3 protein-coding genes are annotated in these 2587 nt (G+C 57.2%); all 3 read left to right on the plus strand.

What is annotated here, in order from left to right; genetic code table 11:
* Positions 1–236, plus strand: a 236-nt coding sequence (locus ACSZO1_RS22155; protein WP_437616510.1) for a hypothetical protein, incomplete at its 5' end; no start/stop codon positions are given.
* A complete protein-coding gene (gene istA / locus ACSZO1_RS22160) occupies positions 224–1753 on the plus strand; it encodes an IS21 family transposase (RefSeq protein WP_437616512.1) in 1530 nt (509 codons plus the stop codon). The genes ACSZO1_RS22155 and istA, both read left to right, overlap by 13 nt.
* Positions 1754–1763: 10 nt before the next feature.
* Positions 1764–2507, plus strand: coding sequence for an IS21-like element helper ATPase IstB (gene istB / locus ACSZO1_RS22165; protein ID WP_437616514.1), 744 nt, complete (start codon positions 1764–1766; stop codon positions 2505–2507).
* Positions 2508–2587: the final 80 nt, after the last annotated feature.

Below are 2587 nucleotides of genomic sequence, written 5' to 3' on the forward strand. Positions count from 1 at the left end.
GATTCCGATTTAATCCGATCGCACTTTCCGATTTAATTCGACCACGAATTCCGATTTGTTCCGGTCAGATTTGGCCCGCCGTCGGAATCCGTGATCCTGGCTCCGGAATCCGTGATCGGATTGTCGGAATCGGTGATCCTGTCGTCGGAATCTCGCGCTTTTCACTTTTAAAACAATGGACAACACTTCTTCCTGATAACGCATCTTCCGGAGGAGTGTCGCCATGGCAAGACTGAGAACGCGGATGAGTAAAATTAAAGAACTGCTGCGCCTGAAATTTGACTGTCACCTGCCCAACAGGAGCATCTCGGCCTGCCTGAATATCGGGTGCAGCACCGTATCTGATGTGGTCACCCGCTTCAGGGGGAGCCAGCTGGCCTGGCCCCTGCCGGAAGAGATGACGGAATCACAACTCGAAGCGTTGCTCTATACCGGACGCGCCTGCGACAGCCATAAACGGATGCCTGACTTCCCGCTGTGCCATCAGGAACTGAAGCGTAAAGGGATGACCAAAATCCTGCTCTGGCAGGAATATCAGCAGGAAGCTGGCGAAAACGCCTACGGGTACAGCCAGTTCTGTAACCTCTATGGTGAGTGGCTGAAGCAGCAAAAACGCAGCATGCGTCAGCATCATGTCGCCGGTGAGAAGCTGTTCCTCGACTTCTGCGGGCCGACAGTCCCGGTTATCACCCCGGATACGGGGGAGGTCCGGCAGGCGCATATCTTCGTCGCCACACTCGGTGCCTCTAACTACACCTATGTTGAAGCCTGTGAAAACCAGCGGCAGGAAAGCTGGCTGATGGCCCACGTCAGGGCGTTCGAGTTCTTCGGCGGTGTTCCTCAGCTTCTCATCCCGGATAACCTGAAAGCGGCGGTCAGCCGCGCAGACCGTTACGAACCGGTACTGAACGAGAACTACCGTAAGCTGGCCCGGCACTACAACACGGCAGTGATCCCAGCCCGGCCCCGTAAGCCGAAAGACAAACCCAAAGTTGAAAATGCCGTTCAGGTTGTGGAGCGCTGGATCCTGATGCGGTTGCGACATGAAGTGTTCCATACGCTGGCCGCGCTGAATCTGGCCATCAGTGAGCTACTGCAGGATCTTAATGAGCGGCCGTTCCGTCGGTTGCCGGGTTGCAGGAAAAGCCTGTATGAACAACTGGATAAGCCTGCACTGAAGGCGCTCCCGCCATACCGCTATGAATACGTTGATATCCGACGGGCAAAGGTCGGACCGGACTATCACGTGTTGTATGGCAAACATGCGTACTCCGTGCCTCATGCGCTGGTCGGCAGCCATATCGATATCGAAGCCGGTGCCAGGCTCATCCGCCTCTATCACCGGGGAACGCTGGTTGCCCAGCATCCACGGGCACAGCAACAGGGTGGCTTCACCACGCAGGCAGAGCACATGCCGGAATCCCATCGCCGGCAGCGATGGAGCCCGGAAAGGCTGCTGTCCTGGGGCGAGAACATCGGCAGCGCCACCCGCGCCGTGGTGGCCTGGCACCTGCACCATCGTGCGCATCCTGAACAGGCTTACCGGACCTGCCTGGGGCTGCTCAATCTCAGCCGTGAATATGGTGATGCCAGGCTTGAGAATGCCTGCCAGCAGGCGCTGTTACTGGAGCGCCCATGGCGTCAGGTGATCCTGAACCTGCTGACAAACCACCGGGACCGGCTGAAAGACGAAGCGCCGGATGAGTCCCCTGTCGAGCACAGCAACGTACGCGGTGCCGGGTACTACCACTGAGGAGAAAATAATGCATAACAACCTGCTGGAACAGATACGTGCCCTGCGGCTGGGGCACATGAGTAACGCGCTGGAGCTGCAATGGTCGCAGCCGATGACCTACACCTCGCTGAGCTTCGAGGAACGGCTGGGTCTCCTGCTGGAGCACGAACTGCTGCAGCGTGAGGTCTCGAAGGTCAACCGTCTGCGAAGACAGTCGAAACTGAGGCTGGATGCGCAGCCTTCACAGCTTGACTACCGGCCGGAACGGGGCCTGAACCGGCAGTTACTGGTGCAGCTGCTGACAGGCGCTTATGTTCACCGTCATGAAAATGTGCTGATCACCGGCCCCACGGGATGCGGAAAAACGTACGTTGCCTGTGCCCTGGGCGAACAGGCCTGTCAGCAGCATATCCAGGTGGTGTACTACCGGCTGACGCGGCTGCTTGATGACCTGAATATCGGCCATGCCGACGGGAGTTACCAGAAGCAACTGCTGCATCTGTCGAAAAAGGATCTGCTCATCCTTGATGACTGGGGGCTTGAGAAGCTGAACACCCGTCAGGCCTCAGATCTGCTGGAAGTGATGGAGGACAGATACCAGCGGGGAAGCACGATCATCATCAGTCAGCTACCGGTGAGTGAATGGTACAAACTGGTAGGCAACCCGACGGTAGCCGATGCCCTGATGGACCGGCTACTGCACAACGGACATCGCGTTGAGCTGAGGGGAGAATCAATGCGTAAACTGGCGCAAACCGATCAGACGGGTTAAAAACTAAAGTAAGAAATAACCAGCGCGGGAAACGCGATCGAAATCGCCGGAATCACTGACCGGAATCATCGGAATACGCA

Source organism: Erwinia sp. V71, from assembly GCF_965644245.1.
Classification (GTDB): domain Bacteria; phylum Pseudomonadota; class Gammaproteobacteria; order Enterobacterales; family Enterobacteriaceae; genus Erwinia.